This window comes from Streptomyces sp. P17 (assembly GCF_032436805.1).
Taxonomy (GTDB): Bacteria; Actinomycetota; Actinomycetes; order Streptomycetales; family Streptomycetaceae; genus Streptomyces.
Map to the genome: position 1 here is coordinate 1 of NZ_JAVRBF010000570.1, position 298 is coordinate 298.

Sequence of the window (298 nt, forward strand, 5' to 3'; positions counted from 1 at the left end):
TTCCATGCCTACGTGCAGCTGCTAAAACCGCTGGGCTTCAAGGATTACAACAAGCTCCAGCTCTGCGCCCGTGCGGTATTGTCTGACAGCGGCACCATCAATGAGGAGTCATCCATCCTCAACTTCCCGGCCCTGAACCTGCGCGAAGCCCATGAGCGCCCTGAAGGCATGGAAGAAGCTGCCGCCATGATGGTCGGACTGGAAGTGGAGCGTGTGCTGCAGGGCCTGGCGGTTCTGGAATCACAAAGCCGCGGCGATGAACGCAGCCTGCGATTGGTGGCCGATTACAGCATGCCGA

1 protein-coding gene is annotated in these 298 nt (G+C 59.4%); it reads left to right on the forward strand.

Annotated elements, in window-relative coordinates:
* Window positions 1-12: 12 nt before the first annotated feature.
* Window positions 13-298 (forward strand): UDP-N-acetylglucosamine 2-epimerase (locus tag RMT89_RS42155; RefSeq protein WP_315889048.1); only part of this gene is annotated, 286 nt, incomplete at its 3' end.